This window comes from Mesorhizobium sp. B2-8-9 (assembly GCF_006439475.1).
GTDB lineage: Bacteria > Pseudomonadota > Alphaproteobacteria > Rhizobiales > Rhizobiaceae > Mesorhizobium.
Genome location: NZ_VFTQ01000018.1, coordinates 1 through 16,165 on the forward strand (window position 1 = coordinate 1; position 16,165 = coordinate 16,165).

At 65.0% G+C, this 16,165-nt stretch carries 14 protein-coding genes; 8 read left to right on the forward strand and 6 right to left on the reverse strand.

All coding sequences use genetic code 11. The features are described 5' to 3' along the window. From deoC to FJ423_RS20755, 4 genes are all read left to right on the forward strand, one after another. On the forward strand, positions 1-947 hold a 947-nt coding region (gene deoC / locus FJ423_RS20740), incomplete at its 5' end, for a deoxyribose-phosphate aldolase (RefSeq protein WP_140844597.1). Positions 948-963: 16 nt separating this feature from the next. Further along, positions 964-3,339: an aldehyde dehydrogenase family protein gene (locus tag FJ423_RS20745; RefSeq protein ID WP_140844599.1), complete on the forward strand. Its 2,376-nt coding sequence runs from the start codon at positions 964-966 to the stop codon at positions 3,337-3,339. Between the two features lie 280 nt (positions 3,340-3,619). Beyond that, positions 3,620-4,351: an SDR family oxidoreductase gene (locus FJ423_RS20750; RefSeq protein WP_140844601.1), complete on the forward strand. Its 732-nt coding sequence runs from the start codon at positions 3,620-3,622 to the stop codon at positions 4,349-4,351. A 174-nt stretch (positions 4,352-4,525) separates the two neighbouring features. Further along, on the forward strand, positions 4,526-5,371 hold the full coding sequence (locus tag FJ423_RS20755) for a fumarylacetoacetate hydrolase family protein (protein ID WP_140844603.1): 846 nt from the start codon (positions 4,526-4,528) through the stop codon (positions 5,369-5,371). 204 nt (positions 5,372-5,575) lie between these two features. Here FJ423_RS20755 and FJ423_RS20760 read toward each other — a convergent pair whose 3' ends face one another. From FJ423_RS20760 to FJ423_RS20785, 6 genes are all read right to left on the reverse strand, one after another. Further along, positions 5,576-6,574 carry an ABC transporter ATP-binding protein gene (locus tag FJ423_RS20760; protein WP_140844605.1) on the reverse strand — a complete coding sequence of 333 codons (999 nt, stop codon included), beginning with the start codon at positions 6,572-6,574 and terminating at the stop codon, positions 5,576-5,578. A gap of 15 nt (positions 6,575-6,589) precedes the next feature. Next, positions 6,590-7,603, reverse strand: a complete 1,014-nt coding sequence (locus FJ423_RS20765; RefSeq protein ID WP_140844820.1) for a Gfo/Idh/MocA family oxidoreductase — start codon at positions 7,601-7,603, stop codon at positions 6,590-6,592. Positions 7,604-7,733: 130 nt separating this feature from the next. Continuing rightward, a complete protein-coding gene (locus tag FJ423_RS20770; protein ID WP_140546948.1) occupies positions 7,734-8,573 on the reverse strand; it encodes a carbohydrate ABC transporter permease in 840 nt (279 codons plus the stop codon). Between the two features lie 8 nt (positions 8,574-8,581). Then, positions 8,582-9,511 (reverse strand): sugar ABC transporter permease, encoded by a 930-nt coding sequence (locus FJ423_RS20775; RefSeq protein WP_095768146.1) that lies wholly within the window; start codon positions 9,509-9,511, stop codon positions 8,582-8,584. Positions 9,512-9,753: 242 nt separating this feature from the next. Further along, on the reverse strand, positions 9,754-11,013 hold the full coding sequence (locus tag FJ423_RS20780) for an ABC transporter substrate-binding protein (protein ID WP_095768147.1): 1,260 nt from the start codon (positions 11,011-11,013) through the stop codon (positions 9,754-9,756). Positions 11,014-11,127: 114 nt separating this feature from the next. Further along, positions 11,128-12,078 carry an N-acetylmuramic acid 6-phosphate etherase gene (locus FJ423_RS20785; RefSeq protein ID WP_140844607.1) on the reverse strand — a complete coding sequence of 317 codons (951 nt, stop codon included), beginning with the start codon at positions 12,076-12,078 and terminating at the stop codon, positions 11,128-11,130. 200 nt (positions 12,079-12,278) lie between these two features. Here FJ423_RS20785 and FJ423_RS20790 point away from each other — a divergent pair, with 200 nt between their 5' ends. From FJ423_RS20790 to nagA, 4 genes are read left to right on the forward strand one after another with little or no spacing between them, the layout of a single operon-like run. Then, positions 12,279-13,160, forward strand: a complete 882-nt coding sequence (locus FJ423_RS20790; RefSeq protein ID WP_140844609.1) for an N-acetylglucosamine kinase — start codon at positions 12,279-12,281, stop codon at positions 13,158-13,160. After that, positions 13,157-13,936 carry a GntR family transcriptional regulator gene (locus tag FJ423_RS20795; RefSeq protein ID WP_140844611.1) on the forward strand — a complete coding sequence of 260 codons (780 nt, stop codon included), beginning with the start codon at positions 13,157-13,159 and terminating at the stop codon, positions 13,934-13,936. The genes FJ423_RS20790 and FJ423_RS20795 overlap by 4 nt, the downstream gene beginning before the upstream one ends. Continuing rightward, positions 13,933-14,964 carry an SIS domain-containing protein gene (locus FJ423_RS20800; RefSeq protein WP_140844613.1) on the forward strand — a complete coding sequence of 344 codons (1,032 nt, stop codon included), beginning with the start codon at positions 13,933-13,935 and terminating at the stop codon, positions 14,962-14,964. Before FJ423_RS20795 ends, FJ423_RS20800 begins: the two co-directional genes overlap by 4 nt. Continuing rightward, positions 14,961-16,118 (forward strand): N-acetylglucosamine-6-phosphate deacetylase, encoded by a 1,158-nt coding sequence (gene nagA, locus FJ423_RS20805; RefSeq protein WP_140844615.1) that lies wholly within the window; start codon positions 14,961-14,963, stop codon positions 16,116-16,118. The genes FJ423_RS20800 and nagA overlap by 4 nt, the downstream gene beginning before the upstream one ends. Positions 16,119-16,165: the final 47 nt, after the last annotated feature.

Here is a 16,165-nt window from a genome sequence, read left to right on the forward strand (position 1 = left end):
CCCGCAACCCCGGCATGAAGCTTGATCTCGGCTTTCTGGAATCGGTGCGCAGCGTCAACCGCTCGGCGCTGGAGCGTCGCGTCGCGACGCTCACCAAGCGGCGCTCGATCAAGGCCGACAACCAGGCCGCTTGGCTCCTGCGCGCCATCGCCTGCATGGACCTCACCACGCTGAACTCCAACGATACCGACGAGCGCGTGCGCCGGCTTTGCGCCAAGGCGATCAACCCACTGCGTCGCGATATCGTCGAGGGCCTCGGCATATCAGGCGAGGCGATCCGTCCGGCGGCGGTCTGCGTCTACCATCCCTTCGTCGCCACCGCGGTCGACGCCGTGCGCGGCACCGGCATCCATGTCGCCGCCGTCTCGACTGCTTTCCCGCACGGCCTTGCGCCGCTCTCGACCCGCCTGCAGGAGATCGAAGCATCGGTGAAGGACGGCGCCGACGAGATCGACGTCGTCATTCCACGCGGCCTGGTCTATGGCGCCAAATGGCGCGAGCTGTTCAACGAGATCGTCGCCATGCGCGCCGCCTGCGGCGATGCGCATCTCAAGGTCATTCTTGGTACCGGCGACCTTGCCACGCTGCGCAACGTCATGCTGGCGTCGATGGTGGCGATGATGGCGGGCGCCGATTTCATCAAGACGTCGACCGGCAAGGAAAGCGTCAACGCCACGCTTCCTGTCGGGCTTGCCATGGTGCGCGCCATCCGCGCCTATTTTGAGGAGACCGGCTATCTCATCGGCTTCAAGCCGGCCGGCGGCATTTCGACGGCAAAAGTCTCGCTCGACTGGCTGGTGCTGATGAAAGAGGAGCTCGGCCGTCCCTGGCTCGAGCCGGACCTGTTCCGCTTCGGCGCCTCCAGCCTACTCACCGACATCGAGCGCCAGCTCGAACATCATTTGACCGGCCACTATTCGGCCAACCACCGCCACGCGATGGCGTAGGCTACGAGTGCGCCCCATGAACATTCTCGAACGCTATCACGCCATGGAATACGGCCCGGCGCCGGAGGCCCGCAATGAGGCGGATGCCTGGCTCGCCGCACGCGACTTCTCCAAGGCGCTGTTCATCGACGGCGGCTGGAAGCCGGCGGCAAGCGGCAAGACTTTCGACACCAGCGAGCCGTCTTCCGGCAAGCTTCTGGCCGAGATCTCGGATGCCGCCGCCGCCGATATCGACGCGGCGGTCGCGGCGGCAGCAAAGGCGCTGCCAAAATGGTCGGCATCCTCGGGCTACGCCCGCGCGAAAGTGCTCTATGCCATCGGCCGCGCCATGCAGCGCCACCAGCGCCTGTTCGCGGTGCTGGAATCGATCGACAACGGCAAGCCGATCCGCGAAAGCCGCGACATCGACGTGCCGCTGGCGATCCGCCACTTCATCCATCATGCCGGCTGGGCGCAGACGCTGGACAAGGACTTTCCCGACCATAAGCCGGTCGGCGTCGTCGGCCAGGTCATCCCGTGGAATTTCCCGCTGCTGATGCTGGCCTGGAAGATCGCGCCGGCCTTGGCCGCAGGCTGCACGGTGGTGCTGAAGCCGGCCGAATTCACGCCGCTCACCGCCATATTGTTCGCCGAGATCTGCGAGCGGGCCGGCGTGCCGAAGGGCGTCGTCAACATCGTCCAGGGCGGACCGGAGGCCGGTGCGGCCATCGTCAATCATCCCGGCGTCCAGAAGATCGCCTTCACCGGCTCTTCGGAAGTCGGCAAGATCATCCGCAAGGCCACCGCCGGGTCGGGCAAGAAGCTTTCACTGGAGCTTGGCGGCAAGTCGGCCTTCATCGTCTTCGAGGATGCCGATCTCGACAGCGCCGTCGAAGGCCTGGTCGACGGCATCTGGTTCAACCAGGGCCAGGTCTGCTGCGCCGGCTCGCGCTTGCTGGTGCAGGAAGGCGTTGCGGAGGCCTTCATCGCCAAGATCAAGGTCAGGATGAGCCGGCTGCGCGTCGGCAGCCCGCTCGACAAGAACACCGATATCGGCCCGCTGGTCGACCGCACCCAGCTCGACCGCGTCAAGGGCCTGATCGCGGAGGGCGCGAAACAAGGCGCCGTCTGCTGGCAGCCGGACGCCGCTTTGCCATCCTCCGGCTATTATCACTTGCCGACGCTGGCGACGGGTGTTTCGCCGGCTAATATTCTGGCGCAGGAAGAGGTCTTCGGCCCGGTTCTGGCGACGATGAGCTTCCGCAACACCGAGGAAGCGATCGAGCTTGCCAACAACACGCGCTACGGCCTTGCCGCGTCCGTTTGGAGTGAGAACATCAACCTCGCCTTGCATGTCGCGCCGCAATTGAAGGCGGGCGTGGTTTGGGTCAACGGCACCAACATGTTCGACGCCGCCTGCGGCTTCGGCGGCTATCGCGAAAGCGGCTTTGGCCGTGAAGGCGGCCGCGAAGGCATGTTCGAATATCTCGCCGCCAAGCTGCCGGTCGGCCCCGCCATCAAGCCGGCCGCGGCCGGCTCGGCCCAGCCGGTCGAGCAGGCCGACGGCTTGGCCATCGACCGCACGGCAAAACTGTTCATCGGCGGCAAGCAGGTGCGCCCGGATGGCAATTACTCGATCGCCATTGCCAGCGCCAAGGGCAAGCTGGCAGGCGAAGTCGGTCTCGGCAACCGCAAGGATATCCGCGACGCCGTCGCAGCCGCGCGTGGCTGCAAGGCCTGGCCAGCGGCGACGGCCTTCAACCGCAGCCAGGTGCTTTATTACTTCGCCGAGAACCTGTCGGGCCGCGCCGACGAGTTCGCCGCGCGCCTTGTCCAACTCACCGGCGTCGGCGCCAAGGCCGCGCGCGAAGAGGTCGAGCAGTCGATCGAGCGGTTGTTCCTGTATGCCGGCCTCACCGACAAGTTCGAAGGCCGCGTGCACCAGCCGCCGGCCCGTGTCGTGACGCTCGCGCTGCATGAGCCCGTCGGCGTCGTCGGTATCGTCGCGCCGGACAACCAGCCGCTTTTGGGCTTCATCTCGCTGGTCGCGCCGGCGCTCGCCATGGGCAACACGGTTGTTGCCGTCCCGTCGGAGCGCCACCCGCTGCTGGCCACCGACCTCTACCAAGTGATCGAATATTCCGACATTCCGGCCGGCGCGATCAACATCGTCACCGGCCGCAGCGCCGAGCTTGCCGGCGTGCTGGCCAAGCATGACGACGTCGACGGGCTCTGGGTCTTCGCCGATGCCGACACCTGCGCCAAGGCGGAGGCCGACTCCATCGGCAACCTCAAGCGCGTCTGGACCGGCAATGGTCGTAGCCTCGACTGGGCCTCGGGCGAGGCGGCCGGCGAGGCCATCCTGCGCCGCGCCATCGAGGTCAAGAATGTCTGGGTGCCTTACGGCGATTGATCGCTTACGAAGCGCGGCGTGCCCGAATGGTCCAGGGCAGCGGAACTTGTTGCCCCGTTGTCATACAAGTCCTTGTGCCGCGACAGACTATATGCATTAAAGCAGCTGCCGCGAAGGTGATGGCGTTCGGGCTTGACGCTTGTGCGGGTGTTCTTTAACCAGAAAAAACATCTTTATCTATGGGCAAGAACTTAGGCCGTACGGTGCTGACGGTCTGGCGCATGACGCCCGGACTGGCCATCAATAGACGCGGACGCACCAGGCAGGTGAGGAGAAAAGCATGGCGGATCTGGCAGGTAAGGTGGTCGTCGTCACCGCGGCGGCGCAAGGCATCGGCCGGGCGAGCGCGCTGGCTTTCGCCAAGACGGGCGCGACCGTTCACGCCACCGATATCAACGAGCCGCTGTTGGCCGAGATGGGCAAGACGCCTGGCATCAAGATACGCAAGCTCGATGTGCTGAACGATGCGGCCGTCGCTACTGCCTTCGCCGAGATCGGCCAAGTCGACGTGCTGTTCAACTGCGCCGGTTTCGTCCATGGCGGCTCCATCCTCGAGATGAAGGACGAGGATCTCGACTTCGCGCTCAACCTCAATGTCCGTTCGATGATCCGCACCATCCGCGCCGTGCTGCCGGGCATGCTGGAGCGCGGCGACGGCTCGATCATCAACATGGCCTCGCTGGCAAGCTCGCAAAAGGGTGTGCCGAACCGCTTCGTCTACGGACTGACCAAAGCAGCCGTGGTCGGCCTGACCAAGGCGGTTGCCGCCGATTATGTCGCCAAGGGCATACGCTGCAACGCGATCTGCCCGGGCACGGTCGAAAGCCCGTCGCTTCAGGACCGCATGCATGCCCAGGGCGATTATGAGGCAGCGCGCGCGGCCTTCATCGCCCGCCAGCCCATGGGCAGGCTTGGCACGCCCGAGGAGATCGCCGATCTCGCCGTCTATCTTGCCGGCGCAACCTACACGTCGGGGCAGGCCTATAATATCGATGGCGGCTGGTCGATCTGACGAGAGGCTCGGATATCGGTGGGGCGGTCGGATCGAAACGTCTGAAAATCTCGACGATTTGGTCGGCATAGTAGCGAGGCTTGCTTGCCGTGGACGGGGTCGGCAACTACGGTCCGCTGACTTTGATGGGAATTTGCAAAACCGGCCCTTGGCCGCAAGGTGGAGAACGTTGAGATGAAGTTGTTGCGCTATGGCGAAGCTGGCTGCGAAAAGCCCGGCCTGCTCGATGCAGATGGGACGATCCGCGATCTTTCGGCTCATGTCGCCGACATCGCCGGCACGGCGCTTCATCCGGCTTCGCTGGAGATGCTTTCGAAGCTCGATCCGAAGTCGCTGCCGGTGGTCCCCGGCAAGCCGCGCCTGGGCGCCTGCGTCGCCGGCACCGGCAAGTTCATCTGCATCGGCCTGAACTATTCCGATCACGCCGCCGAGACCGGCGCCACCGTGCCGCCGGAGCCGATCATCTTCATGAAGGCAAGCTCGGCGATCGTCGGGCCCGATGACGACGTGCTGATCCCGCGCGGCTCGGTCAAGACCGACTGGGAAGTCGAGCTCGGCGTGATCATCGGCAAGACGGCGAAGTATGTCTCGGAGGACGACGCGCTGGATTATGTTGCCGGCTATTGCGTCGCGCATGACGTCTCCGAGCGCGCCTTCCAGGCCGAACGCCAGGGCCAGTGGACCAAGGGCAAGTCGTGCGACACCTTCGGCCCGACCGGCCCCTGGCTGGTCACCAAGGACGAGGTCGCCGACCCGCAGAACCTGAAGATGTGGCTGACCGTCAACGGCAAGACAATGCAGAACGGCTCGACCAGGACCATGGTCTATGGCGTCAAGTATCTGGTCGCCTATCTCAGCCAATTCATGTCGCTGCATCCCGGCGACATCATCTCCACCGGCACCCCGCCCGGCGTCGGCCTCGGCATGAAGCCGCAGGTGTTCCTGAAGCCCGGCGACGTCGTAGAGCTCGGCATCGAAGGGCTCGGCCAGCAGAAGCAGACCTTCAAGGCGGACGAGTAAGGTGCGACTATCCCTTCTCCCCTTGTGGGAGAAGGTGGATCGGCGCGCAGCGCCGAGACGGATGAGGGGTGCTCCAGCGGAGTGCCGCCTTGAAGATTGAAGATATCCCACGTTTCATTCTGCCGCGACGAGATCCTTCCAACCCCCCTCATCCGGCCGCTTCGCGGCCACCTTCTCCCACAAGGGGAGAAGGGGAAGCCGGCGCTACTTCAGCACCTTCCCATCCGCCCCAAACCGATACGTCTTCGCCGCATCCGGGGTCGCGTAGAGCGTCGCGCCCGGCTCGGCGTTGTAGACGCCGAAGATGCGCACGGTGATCAGCCCGGCCTTCTCGCAGTCGAGATAAAGATTGGTGTCGGCGCCGAGATGCTCGGCATGCACGACCGTGCCTTTCCAGGCGCCCGACGTCGCGTCGACAGTGACATGTTCCGGCCGCACGCCTATGGTCTTGGCCGTCTCGCCAAGCCTGGCGCCGTCGATGAAATTCATCTTCGGCGAGCCGATGAAGCCGGCGACGAATTCGTTGGCCGACGAATTGTAGAGCTCCATCGGGCTGCCGATCTGCTCGATGCGGCCGGCGTTGAGCACCACGATCTTGTCGGCCAGCGTCATCGCTTCGACCTGGTCGTGGGTGACGTAGATCATCGTCGCCTTCAGCCGCCGGTGCAGCTGCGCGATCTCAAGTCTGGTGTTGACGCGCAACGCGGCATCGAGGTTGGACAATGGTTCGTCGAAGAGGAACAGCTTCGGTTCGCGCACCACGGCGCGGCCGATGGCGACGCGCTGGCGCTGGCCGCCCGACAGTTCCGCCGGGCGGCGCTCGAGATAGGGCTCCAGCGACAGCATCGCGGAGGCGATCTTGATGCGCCGCTCGATCTCGGCCGCCGGCGTGCCGGCCTGCTTCAGGCCAAGCGCCATATTGTTCTTCACCGTCAGATGCGGGTAGAGCGCGTAGGTCTGGAACACCATGGCGATGCCGCGCTTGGCCGGCGGCGTGACGGAAACGTCCGTGCCATCGATCAGCACGCGGCCGGAGGTCGAATCTTCCAGGCCGGCGATGACGCGCAGCAGCGTCGATTTTCCGCAACCGGACGGGCCGACGAAGACGACGAACTCGCCGTCCGTCACTTCGAGGTTGATGCCCTTCAGCACCTCGACCGGCCCGAAAGCCTTCTTCACATTCTCGATCTTCAGCGAACCCACGGCGTCGTCCCTGTTCTAGAGTTTCACGGCGTTGCCGCTGCGCACGCTCTCGTCGGCGGCAAGGCAGACGGCGAGCGATTTCACGGCATCGTCCATGTGGCGGGTTAGGTCGATGTTTTCGCGGATGGCCTTGAGCAGGAAGGCCTGTTCGAGGTCGCAAAGCTCCTGGTGGCCCGGTTCGCCTTCCATCGACAGCAGTTGGTCCTCCCGGGCGAATTTGCCGTCCGGCCCAGTCGCCGCGCTATGCAGCCTAATCGTCGAGGTCTTGGTATGGGTGTCGATGTCGTCGGACCTGACGCCCTCCTTCATCACGATCGAGACGCAGCCCTTCGGCGACATGACGTCCTTCACGAAGAAGGCCGTTTCCGAGATCATCGGCCCCCAGCCGGCCTCGTACCAGCCGACCGAGCCGTCCTCGAACAGCACCTGCAGGTGCCCGTAATTGTACATCGAGGGCGCCACCTCGTCGCTCAGCCGCACCCCCATGCCGCGTACTTCGACGGGTCTCGAATCGGTGATCTGCAGCATCACGTCGAGATAATGCACGCCGCAATCGACGATCGGCGACGTCGTCTGCATCAGCTGCTTGTGCGTCTCCCAGGTGTGGCCGGAGGATTGCTGGTTGAGGTTCATGCGGAAGACATATGGGCCGCCGAGCTTGCGCGCCTCGGCGATCAGCCGCACCCAGGACGGATGGTGACGCAGGATATAGCCGATCACCAGTTTCTTGCCGTTGGCCTTCGCGGCATCGACGACTCGCTTTGCGTCGGCAACCGTGGTCGCCAGCGGCTTCTCGACGAAGACATGGCAGCCGGCCTCTAGGGCCCGCACCGCATAGTCGGCATGGCTGTCGGAATAGGTGGCGACCGCCGCGACATCCGGCTTCTCGTCCCGCAGCGCGTCGTCAAAGGAGCGCCTTATGCCGTAGCCGGCGAGCCCGTCCGGCAGCGGCATGTCGGAACGGTTGACGAGTGCGGCGATCTCGAAGCCTGGGTTGCTGTGGTAGGCGAGCGCATGGCTGCGGCCCATATTGCCGAGGCCGGCGACGACTACCCGTAGAGGATTTGCGACACGAAGAGAGGTTTTATCGCTCACCTGACTGCTCCATTTTTTCCTGAGAGGGTGAAGCGCAGCCCTATCAAAAGTTGGCTATTGCGGCTCACTTCACCGCTCCCGACGTGATGCCGCGGATCAGCTGCCGCGAGAAGATGACATAGAGGATCAGCACCGGCAGGATCGCCAGCGACAGCGCCGCCAGGATCGCGTTCCAGTTGGTGACGAACTGGCCGAGGAAGAGCTGCGCGCCGAGCGTCACGGTCTTGGTCTCCTCCGAAGGCGCCAGGATCAGCGGGAACCACAGATCGTTCCAGATCGGGATCATGGTGAAGACAGCGACGGTCGCCATGGACGGACGCACCAGCGGCAGCACCAGCCGGAAGAAGATCGTGTATTCCGACAGCCCGTCTATGCGGCCTGCATTCTTCAGGTCGCTGGACACCTGCTTCATGAATTCCGACAGGATGAAAATCGCCAGCGGCAGGCCTTGCGCGGTATAGACCAGGATCAGCGCGGTCAGCGTGTTGACCAGCCCGGTCGCCACCATCAATTGCAGGATGGCGACGGTGCCGAGGCGGATCGGGATCATGATGCCGAGCGCCAGGTAGAGCCCCATCATCGTGTTGCCGCGGAAGCGGTATTCCGACAGCGCGAAGGCGGCCATCGCGCCGAACAGAAGCACGAAGAACAGCGAGGCGACGGTGACGACGAGGCTGTTCTGGAAATAGTGAATGAAGTCGCCCTGGCCGATCACCGTGGTATAGCCGATCAGGTCGAAGGTCTTCGGCGTCGGCGGCGTCAGCGGCGCGCCGAAGATGCCCGCGCGCGACTTGAACGAATTCATCACCACCAGGATCACCGGAAACAGCGCGATCGCCGTGTAGGTCAGGAGGATCGCATGCGCGCCGATGGCGCGGGGAAGCGAACGTGTGGCTGTGCTCATGACGCGCCTCAGAACTGGTAGCGACGCAGGCGCGTCTGCACGAGGAACAGGTAGACGCAGACGCCGGCGAGGATGATCAGGAACATGATCGTGGCGATAGTCGCGCCCATGTTGGGATCGCCGACCTGCAGCTGGAAGCCGAAGAAGGCGCGGTAGAGGAAGGTGCCGAGGATGTCGGTCGAATAGTTCGGCCCGGCCAGCGCCCCTTGCGCCGTGTAGATCAGGTCGAAAGCGTTGAAATTGCCGACGAAGGTCAGAATCGAGATGATGCCGATCGAGGGCAGGATCAGCGGCAGCTTGATCTTCCAGAACTGCGCCATGCCGGTGACGCCGTCGCATTCGGCCGCCTCGATCACCTCGTCGGGGATCGACAGCAGCGCTGCATAGATCAGCATCATCGGGATGCCGACGAACTGCCAGACCGAGACCAGGCTGAGCGCGGTGAGCGCATATTGCTCCTTGCCGAGCCACGGCGTGAAAAAGCTCTTCAATCCGACGAAATCCATCAGATGCGGCGCCACGCCCCAGATCGGCGACAGGATCAGCTTCCAGGCGAAGCCGACGATGACGAAGGACAGGATCGTCGGCACGAAGATCGCCGTGCGGTAGAAGGCGGTGAAGCGCAGCCGGGGGCTGGAAAGAAGCGCCGCCAGAAGCACACCGATCGGGTTCTGCACCAGCATGTGGATGATGAAGAACCAGACATTGTTCCTGAGCGCATTCCAGAAATTCACCGACCAGTTCGGATCGCCGAACAGCGTGCGGAAATTGCCCAGTCCGACAAAGACCTGGGACTGCTCGATGTTGCGGAACAGCGAAAGCTGCAGCGTGCCGAACAGCGGCAGGATCATGAATGCGGTGTAGACCAGCACCGCCGGCGCCAGGAAGACGCCGACATGCCAGCGGATCGCTCTTTTCGGTCGCGTTTCTGCAGCCATGAGTTCGGTAGCCATGAGTTCGGTTCCCCGCCGTCTCTGGGTTCCAGGTCGGTTGATGCTAGCTGATGCCTCGATGCACGGCTTGGCTGTCCCCTTGAGGAGAAAGACAAGGCCAGCGACAGATCGGCTCCGTCTTCCCCGCACGGCGAGGGTAAGACCGGGAGGCTGCGCCGACAATCGCTATCGGGAACTGTTTGAACGCCGGCCGGGCCCGAGCCCGGCCGGCATCGCAATCGATGCTCTTACTTCGCCGGCTTGTACCAGCTGTCGAGGCCGTCCTGCAGCTTCTTGGCCGCGGCTTCCGGCGTGTCGGTGCCGTTGATCACATTGGCCGATTCAACCCAGGTCTCGTTCTCGAGGTTCGGCGTGCCGCGCGACAGGATCTGGTAGGTCGAGCGGATCGTCGACTTGCACTTGCCGCGCCAGGAGACGAACTCCTGCGCCAGCGGGTCTTCCATCTTCACCGGCGAGGAGTTCAGGCTGAAGAAGCCGGGCAGCGCGTTGGCGTAGATGGTGGCGAAATCCGGCGAGGCGACCCAGGAGAGGAACTTCTTGGCCTCTTCCGCATGCTTCGATGCCGCATTCAGGCCCATGCCGATGTCGGTGTGGTCGGAGATGTAGCAGGTGTCGCCTGCCTTCTCGACCGGCGGCGGGAAGGCGCCCATCTTGAACTGCGCCTGGGTGTTGAACAGGCCGATTTCCCACGAGCCGGCCGGGTAGATGGCGGCGCGGCCGAGCGTGAACAGGTTCTGGCTGTCCGGATAGGTCTGCGCCTCGAAGCCGTCGCCGAGATACGGCTTCCACTTGGCCAATTCCTTGAAGGGCTCGACCCACTGCGGATCGGTGAGCTTCTGCTCGCCCTTGATCAGCGCCTGGCGGCCTTCCTCGCCCTTCCAGTAGTTCGGGCCGACATTCTGGTAGCCCATGGTCGCGGCTTCCCAGAGGTCCTTGGTGCCCATCGCCATCGGGATGTAGGTTCCGTCCGCCTTGATCTTGTCGAGCGCGGCGAAGAACTCGTCGCGGGTCTGCGGCACCTTGATGCCGAGCTTGTCGAAGGCATCCTTGTTGTAGATGAAGCCGTGGATGACCGAGGCCATCGGCACGCAGAAGCTCGACTTGCCGTCGTCGGTCTGCCAGGCGGCCTTGGCGACGGGCGAGAAGTTCTCCATGCCAGGCAGCGAGCTCAGGTCGGCGAGGTTGCCCTTCTTGAACAGCTCCAGCGACTTGTCGAAGGGGCGGCAGGTGATCAGGTCGCCCGCCGAGCCGGCAGCGAGCTTGGCGCCGAGGGCCGCGTCGTATTCGGTCGGCGCCGAAGGCGCGAACACCACCTTGATGCCGGGGTTCTTGGCTTCGAAAGCCGGGATCAGCTTGTCCTTCCAGATGGTCAGGTCGTCGCCGCGCCAGCTTTCGATGTTGAGCGTCACGTCCTCGGCCAGCGCCATCCCGGTCGTGCCGAGGATGCTTGTGCCGAGCAGAAGGGCCGTCAGTAGTTTGGTCTTCATCTTCAGTCTCCCTGTTGACCTTTTTCAGGTTCGGTTTTGAGAACAGAGGCTCAGCGCCCCTTGCTCCCCTCGCAAGCCCGTTTCACCCCGATGGAAATCGGGATGAAAAGGGCCCTACCTCTTTGTTAGGGCATGATCTTTTCCGAAAAGCGGGTTCCACTTTTCGGAATCATGCCCCAGCGCGGAAAGCGCCGGCCTGAGCTTCTGGCCGGTTCCTTCCAGTATCTTCTCGGCCGCGTCGGCGCTGGCGGCGCCCGCGGCGAGCAGAATGGCGGTCTTGACGCCGCCGCGGCTCTCTTCGAGCAGGCGGGCGGCGTCGTCGCCGCTCTTGCCGCTGATGGCGGCGACCATGCGCACGGCACGGTCGCGCAGCTTGATGTTGTCGGCGGTGAGATTGACCATATAGCCGTCATGGACATGGCCGAGATGGATGGCAGTGAGCGTCGAAAGCATGTTGAGCGCGATCTTCTGCGCCGTGCCCGCGCCCATGCGCGTCGAGCCGGCGATCAGCTCAGGCGGCGTTTCGAGCAGGACGGCGACGTCGGCCTGCTCGAATAGGACGGCGCCCCGGTTGTTGGCAATCGCGATGGTGGCGGCGCCCCGGCGCCGCGCGTCCTGGAGCGCCTGAACCGCATAAGGGGTCGAGCCGCTGGCCGAGATGGCGATCAGGCAGTCGCCCTTGCCGATGGCGGCCGCGGCAACCGCCGCCGACGCTTCCCCGGTGTCGTCCTCCGGCCCGCCTGCCAGCGTGCGGAAGGCGTCGTCGCCGCCGGCGACGAGAATGGCGATGCGGTCGCGCGCAATGCCGAAGGTGCCGGGCAGTTCCAGCGCGTCGGCCAGCGCCATCAAGCCGGAGCTGCCAGCCGCCGCATAGGCAAGCTTGCCGCCGCTCTTCAATTGCTTCGCGATGAGTTCGGCGGCAACGGCAATCGCCGGAATGGCGCCGTGCACGGCCTTGCCGGCCTCGATCTGGGCGCTGGCCAGGAACGCCAGAATGGTTTCGGGGGCCTGGACATCCAGCCCCTCGGCATTCTGGTGGAGCGCTTCGGTGCGCGTCTCGGCCATGCATTTTCCTCCGATTGAGCGAACAATACCAAAAAAATACCACTTGTCCACACGCATTAATGAATTTCAGGCGGCGGACCTCCCTTGTCGGCAAATTAACGTGATTTTTCAACAAAATGCGCCTTAATCTTTTTTGAACAGAAATTAACTCTTGGCTATTGGTATTTTATTGGTATTATCCGGCTCCGAGGAGAAATCGCGTGAAATTCGTGCTTGGCATCGATGGCGGCGGCACCAGCTGCAGGGCGGCCCTTGCGACCGTCGGCGGCGCCGTTGTCGGCCGCGCCAAGAGCGGCGCCGCCAACATCCGCACCGACCTCACTGGCGCCCGTACCAACATTGTCGAGGCGGCCAGGCAGGCTTTTCTGGCCGCCGGCGCGGATCCGGAGCTGATTCCCCAAACACCGGCCATTCTCGGTCTCGCCGGCGCCAATGTCGGCACCTACCGGCAGCAGCTCGAGGCGATCCTGCCCTTCAGCCGGAGTCGTGTCGAAACCGACGCCGAGATCGCGCTAGAGGGCGCGGTCGGGCCTAGTGACGGCGCCATGGCCATTCTGGGCACCGGCACCGCCTATATGGCGCGTAAGGACGGCAAGTCGCGCGCCATCGGCGGCTGGGGTTTCCAGGTCGGCGACCAGGGCAGCGGCGCCCGCATCGGCCGCGACCTGCTGGAACAGACGCTGCTTGCCTATGACGGCATCCGTCCGGGCTCGCCCTTGACCGACGCCATGCTCGCCGTCTTCCGCAACAATCCCGAAGACGTGGTCGAATTCACCACCAACGCCAAGCCCGGCGATTTCGGCGGCTTCGCGCCAAAGGTCTTCGAGCATGCCGAGAAGGGCGATCTCGTCGCCAACTTTATCCTCAGCAAGGCGGTCGCCGATGTCGAGGCCTCGCTCAACGCGCTCGATCTTGCCGACGATGCGCCGCTCTGCCTGCTCGGCGGCTTGGCGCCGCTTTATGCGTCGCGCCTTTCGGCACGCTATCGGGCGCTGCTCAAAGCCCCGCTCGACGATGCGCTGGGCGGCGCCGTGCAGATGGCCCTGCGCATCTTTGCCAAGGGTTCGGAGGCCGCCCGATGAGCGCCGCCGACCAGATCTTCTCCATGCTGAAAGAATCCTCGCAGAGCGGCGCGCCGCTCTATTTGCAGCTCAGGCGCAGCATCGAGGAAGCGGTCAATCGCGGCCTGATCGGTCCGGGCGACGCGTTGCCCTCCGAGCGCGACATCGCGAGCAAGGCCGACATCTCGCGCGTCACCGTGCGCAAGGCGGTGCAGGACCTGGTCAAGGGCGGCATCCTCGTCCAGCGCCACGGCTCGGGCACCTTCGTCGCGCCGCGCATGGAGCGCGTCGAGCAGTCGCTGTCGCGGCTCACCTCCTTCACCGAGGACATGGCGCGCCGCGGCATGAATGTGCGTTCGGTCTGGCTCGACCGCGGCCTCTATGCGCCGTCGCCGGACGAGATGATGGTGCTGGGCCTTTCCTCGACCGAGCTGGTGGCTCGCGTCGCGCGCCTGCGCATCGCCAACGACACGCCGCTGGCGATCGAGCGCGCGGCGCTCTCGGCCAGCGTCCTGCCCGATCCCGAAGCGATCGGCTCCTCGCTCTATGCGGCGCTGGAAACGACCGGCAATCGCCCGGTACGTGCCGTGCAGCGCATCTCCGCCACCAATCTCGGCGACGCCGATGCGCGCCTCTTGGAAGTGCCTCCGGGGGTTGCCGGACTGCAGATCGAGCGCATTTCCTATCTGGCGAGCGGCAAGGTGATCGAGTTCACCCGCTCGGTCTACAGGGGCGACGCCTATGATTTCGTCGCGGAACTCCGGCTGACCGGGCCGGGAGAGGAGATCCGGCCATGAGCGCCAACACCACCCATATGCGGCGCGAGATCGACGAGATCCCTGAAGCCGCCGCCCGCCTTCTCGACGGCTCGTCCGCCATGTTGGCCGAGGCCGGTCGCGGCCTTCGCGAGCGCGATCCGCATTTCGTCGTCACCGTGGCGCGCGGCTCGTCCGACCATGCCGCGACCTTCATGAAATATGCCGTCGAGCTGACGGCAGGCCTGGCGGTCGCCTCCGTTGGGCCGTCGATCGCGTCGATCTATGGCGCCAGGTTGAGGCTCCGGGGCTCGGCCTGCTTGGCGGTCTCGCAGTCGGGCAAGAGCCCCGACATCGTTGCCATGGCCGAAACGGCAAGGGCCGGCGGCGCGCTCACCGTCGCCATCACCAACACGGCGGACTCGCCGCTGGCGCGGGCCTCCGACTATGCCATCGATATCTTGGCCGGACCTGAGCGCAGCGTCGCGGCCACCAAGACCTTCGTCAATTCGGCCGTTGCCGGCCTTGCGCTGATGGCGCATGCGACCGACGACCAACCACTGCTTAAGGCGCTCGCCGGCCTTCCCGGCCATTTTGAGAAGGCGATCGCCTGCGACTGGATGGCGCTCGCCGGCGCTTTGGAGAACCCGCAGTCGCTGTTCATCCTCGGCCGCGGCCCGTCCTTCGCGATCGCCAGCGAGGCGGCGCTGAAATTCAAGGAAACCTGCGCCATGCACGCCGAGGCCTACAGCGCCGCCGAAGTCATGCATGGGCCGCTGGCGCTGGTCGGCCCCGGGTTCCCGGTCCTGGCGCTTGCCGCGCGCGATGCGTCCGAACCCTCGGTCGCCGAGGCGGCCGACGGCCTGACGGCCAAGGGCGCCGCCGCCTTCATCACCTCCGACAAGGCGAAGGCCGCGCGGCTTCTTCCCCATGTCGCCACCGGCCACCCGCTGACCGATCCGCTGCCGCTAATCGTGTCCTTCTACGGCTTCGTCGAGGCCTTCGCGCGCCATCGCGGCCTCGACCCCGATGCGCCGCGCAACCTGCGCAAGGTGACGGAAACCGTATGAGCGACCGTTTCGCACTCACCGGCGCCCGCATCTTCGACGGCGCCGACTGGCATGACAACGCCTCCCTCGTCGTCAAGGGCGACGTCATCGAGGCCATCCTGCCCACCGGCGCCATTCCGTCCGGCGTTTCGACGGTCGAGACCGGCGGCGGCCTGCTTGTGCCCGGTTTCGTCGACATCCAGGTCAATGGCGGCGGTGGCGTCATGCTCAACGACCATCCCGATGTTGCCTCGATCACGACCATCTGCCGGGCGCACGCGCCCTTCGGCACCACCGCGCTGCTGGTGACGCTGATCACCGACACGCCGGCGATCACCGCCGCCGCCATCGCCGCCGGCGCCGAGGCCGCCCGGGAAAAGGCGCCGGGCTTCCTCGGGCTGCACCTGGAAGGACCGCATCTCTCGGTAGCCCGCAAGGGCGCGCATGATCCGGCGCTGATCCGACCGATGACCGACGCCGATCAGGCGGCGCTGATCGCGGCGCGCAAACAGCTTCCCGTCCTGCTCACCACGATCGCGCCGGAATCGGTCGAGCCGGCCCGCGTCACAGCGCTCGCCAAAGCCGGCGTCGTCGTCAGCCTCGGGCATAGCGATACCAACTACGCGACGGCTACCGCCTTCGCCGAAGCCGGCGCCACGGTGGTCACGCACCTCTTCAATGCCATGAGCCAGATCGGCAACCGCGAGCCGGGTCTGGCGGGCGCGGCGATCGACTCCGGCTTGTACGCCGGCATCATCGCCGACGGCATCCATGTCCATCCGGCGACGATGACGCTTGCGCTGCGCGGCAAGCAGGGGCCTGGCAAGATCGTGCTGGTCACCGACGCCATGGCGACGATCGGCACCGACATGACATCGTTCACGCTCAACGGCCGCACCATCTACCGCAAGGACGGGAGTCTGCGGCTTGCCGACGGCACGCTGGCCGGCGCCGATCTCGACATGATTTCCGCGGTGCGCTACGTCCATCGCATCGTCGGCCTGGAACTTGACGAGGCTCTGCGCATGGCCTCGCTCTATCCGGCCGAGGCGATCGGCCAGGCCCACCGCCTCGGCCGCTTCGCCAACGGCACCGCCGCCGACATTGTTGGGCTGTCGGAGGGGCTGGATGTCAGGAACGTCTGGATCGGCGGCAGGAAATTGTTCGGAGCGTAGGCCTTCGCGATTTTCGTCACCCTCGGGCTTGACCCGAGGATCCATTC